3 protein-coding genes are annotated in these 3760 nt (G+C 64.1%); all 3 read right to left on the bottom strand.

Annotated elements, in window-relative coordinates; genetic code table 11:
• Nucleotides 1-7 precede the first annotated feature (7 nt).
• Complete coding sequence (locus tag V4529_17495) at nt 8-1084, bottom strand: glycosyltransferase (GenBank protein ID MES2360140.1); 1077 nt, start codon at nt 1082-1084, stop codon at nt 8-10.
• A complete protein-coding gene (locus V4529_17490; GenBank protein MES2360139.1) occupies nt 1081-1476 on the bottom strand; it encodes a hypothetical protein in 396 nt (131 codons plus the stop codon). The genes V4529_17495 and V4529_17490 overlap by 4 nt, the downstream gene beginning before the upstream one ends.
• On the bottom strand, nt 1476-3760 hold a 2285-nt coding region (locus V4529_17485; GenBank protein ID MES2360138.1), incomplete at its 5' end, for a LamG domain-containing protein. The genes V4529_17485 and V4529_17490, both read right to left, overlap by 1 nt.

Raw genomic sequence — 3760 nt, 5'->3', positions numbered from 1 at the left:
GTCATCACTAACCCCGTGCGCCAGCCATGCTAGTGACCTGACGCGCAGGCACAAGCCCTAGCTGTGCGAAATATGCGTTGTAGCGTTCGGCGCCGACGGTCGTGCTGTAGCGCGTTTCCGCCTGCCAGCTAATCGCCGACCGATCCAGATCGCGCACGCGCTCGACCGCCGCTCGGTACTGCTCAGGCGTCCGGCAGCGGAATCCTGTCAGGCCGTCCTGTACGGTTTCCGTGAACGCGCCCCAGTCGGACGCAATGACCGGCGTGCCGGATAGCATCGCTTCGACGGCCACACCGCCGAACGGCTCCAGATATGTCGTCGGCGTCAGCACGGCATAGGCGCCTGCGAGCAGTTCCGCCTTCGCGCGGCCTGTGACCAGCCCGACATACCGAGCGTTGGGTATCTGCGGGTCGGTCTGTCCAGCGACATAGACAGGCACGCCTGCCGTCTCAGCCAAGTCGCGCACGACGGCCAAGCCTTTCCGCTCGATCGCGCGGCCCATATACAGCAGATAGTTGCCGTGCGTGTCCGACGGCGTGAAGTCTTCGAGGTCGTAGCAGTTCGGGATCACCGCATCGTGCGGCTGCAGCTCGTCCTTCTTCATCAGGCCGGAGACGTGGTGCATCCACGCATACGACTCGAACACCTTGTGCGACTGATGCAGGACGCCCGTATAGCCAATGCCCCACTCGACCGGCATGACGCTGAGGTCGGTGGCGATCGATTCCTGACAGTTGCCCGCGATGAGGCACAACTCGTCGCCCGGCTGCCAGCGGTCACGGATGGCCTGCGCGGCCCGGTCGTTCATCACCGTCCAGCAACGATCCGTGTTCTTCCAGTAGCCAAAGCTCTGCGTGTGCTGCCATTCAGACGATCCGAACCATTGCTTACGGTCGCGTTCCGTGACGATCGTGACCGTCTCGACGGCTGATGAGAGTTCCGTCGTCTCTGGCCCGTAGACCGTGACCGGCCAGCCTTTCGACGTCAGCATGTTGGCGAAGCGGCGAATCTTCGCGGTATAGGCACACCACTCGTACGCGCGCGTCAGGAGCGTGTGCGGCAGCGCAACCACGTGCAGCCTCATTCGCCGAACTCCGGCCGCCACAGGCGCTTCACGTCGGCCACCGCATCGGCCAGCGACTCGTCATCAGGAAGAATCGCGCCGGCCTCGAGCGCCTTCTGCAGTTGCAGATAGCGAATCAGCGCCGCCTGGTATTCGCGCTTTGCCAGCACGTCTTCGGCAATCGTCAGATCGGACAGGTCAGCCACGATGGGCGGATCGGCGATGAACGCATCACGCGCGGTGAGCGCCGCGACCGCATCGCGCACCTTATCCCTGAGCCAGTCCAGCGATGGCTTCGTCGTCGCGTAGATTTCCGTCGCGTGGTCCTTGCCGTTCACATAGACCACGGTCACGCGGGTCGCCGCGCCGGTCGCGGACGGTTCGACGTTGAGGCTTTCTGGTGCCCACGCCATTAGTCGACCCCCGTGAAGATGCCGTCGACAAAGTGCATGACGTGGATGCTTTCGCAGGAGATGTCATCGGTCACGCCGCCGGCGTTGCCAGGATCGCCTTGCGGCCCGGTGGCGCCGGTGGCGCCAAGCGGCCCTGTCGCGCCCGTAGGGCCGGTTGGTCCCGCCGGACCTGTCGCGCCCGTGGCACCTGTCGTGCCAGCGCCGCCGGTCGCACCGGTCGCGCCTGTGGCACCTGTCGAACCTGTCGGACCAGTGGCGCCTGTCGCGCCCGCCTCGCCAGTCGCGCCCACCGCGGCGGACGTAGACGGCTGCTCCGACCAGCCCTTGATCGTGTCTCTGACGGTGTCCTGAAACTGCGCGCCCTGCTGGAGCGTCACCGTCGCCCGCAGGGACTCGTCTCTGCGGCCGATATCGTCCAGCTCGAGGTCGGTCACGAGAAATGACCCAGACAACGCGCGCGCGCTCAGCGTAATCGTCTGCGAGTAGCCGACGTCGATGCCGGTCGAGTACGTCGCATACGAGACGGCCTTCGGCGTGGTCTTGCGCTTGACCAGCTCGGCATCGGCGATGTCTTGCAGGGCTGGCTTGGTGACGATGTCAGGGACGCGAATCAACTTCTCCCAGAGCCCGACCGCGCTCTGTTCTGTCGAATCGTCGGCCTGTGCGCGCACGGGAAGCTGGCCGATGTAATCCGGCTTCACTTCGTCCGCGCTCGAGAGAACCGTCTGTCCAGAGTCCTGATGCAGCGTGTTCGTCGTGACGTCGAACGTCCACGGCTGCGCATCGGGATAGTCAAAGACGTTATAGCCAGCCTCAAAGACACCTGACCGGTAGACGTTCGCGATGAGCACTCTCGCCGTCGTGGCGTCTAGTGTGAAGACGCGCGTGGAGCCGTTGCCGAAGTGCGTCTCAATCAGCGGTCCAGCGTGGTTGTAGTCGGCCGAGCCGCTGCCGCCGAGCACAATCACGCGGTTCGCGTAGTAGTTCTCTCGGCGCTGCCTGACCGTCACGTCGCCTTTGACGTGGCCGTCATTGGCCGCGATGTTGAACGCGGCGTTGATGCCGGCCGTTTCCAGCATCGCCAACAGCGAAAAGCCGTTGATGCGCCAGAAGTACGGCGTGCCCATCCCGGCTGTCGTCGTCGCCATGTTGTCCAGGATGGTCGTCAGCGAGGTGTCGGTATAGCTGACCGCTTCGAGGTCCGGCCCATCCACCTGCGCGGTATCGAGCATCACGCCGTAGTCGGACAGATACGGGACGAGCGTCTCCAGTTGCGACTTCATCGTGCCGGCCGCGAGTTCGACCGAGATCGTGCGGCGGTCTGTCAGCGACTTCAGATCGACCGCACTGATCGACGTGCGGATCGGCGTCGTCTTGTCGGTGATCCCGGCTTCTTCGGGCGCGTCAATCACGCCGACGAAATACCGGATCGATCCGAACTCCGTCAGACCATTGGTGAGCATGACGCGCGAGCCCACCTGTGGCCGGTAGCTGCCATCGGTCGAGTCCACCTGGCACGAGGCTGTATCGACGCCTTTGATCGTCTTCGAGATGTGCAGGCTTTCGCGCTTCAGCCTGACCGTGCGCAAGGCGTAGAGGGCAGCAATCTGCGCGCCGGACAGCGCCGTGCCAGCCCAGAAGGCCACGTCCGTCAGATAGCCCTTGAAGGGCACAAACCCGGCGATGGAGACGAGTGAATCGAACGCGAAACTTGGGACGCTCGCGCACGTGCCTGACGCCGTCCCGTTGATATAGAACGTGCCGGCTCCCGCGTTGACAGACACGGCGATGTGCGAAAATCCACTCGTCGAGATGGCTGACGAGGAATCATGCGCGGCGGCCGAATACACCAGCGACAGTTTGTAGGTGTCTTGATGGAGAAAGAATCCCGTGCTGTCGGACTTGACGAGAATCGCCCCGAACGGATCGAACGGGCCAGAACTCGGCCAGATCCACGCCGCGATCGTGAATGTGGTGGTGGAGGCGGCGACCGATGACACCGCGATCGCATCATCGACGCCGTCATAGAAGCGCATGAGGTCGCCGGTCGCGCTATCGTCGCCAGAGGTGTTGGTCGCCAGCGACGGACTGCCACCGTACGTGCCGTGATGCGCGCCGCTGCCACTGTCTCGCGCACTCGTGCCACTCGGATCGTTCAGGCGCCAGTAGTCGGTTGGCGACAGCGCCAGCACGCCCTGCGCGTACCGATCCGGGATGAACAGCGTCAGGCTCATGCGAGACGGTTCCGCTGCGCGTATTCCGCGACCATGCCCGCGATCATCCG

Source organism: Gemmatimonadota bacterium (assembly GCA_040388625.1).
Lineage (GTDB): Bacteria > Gemmatimonadota > Gemmatimonadetes > Gemmatimonadales > Gemmatimonadaceae > Fen-1247.
This window is presented reverse-complemented; position numbering and strand designations above follow the sequence as displayed.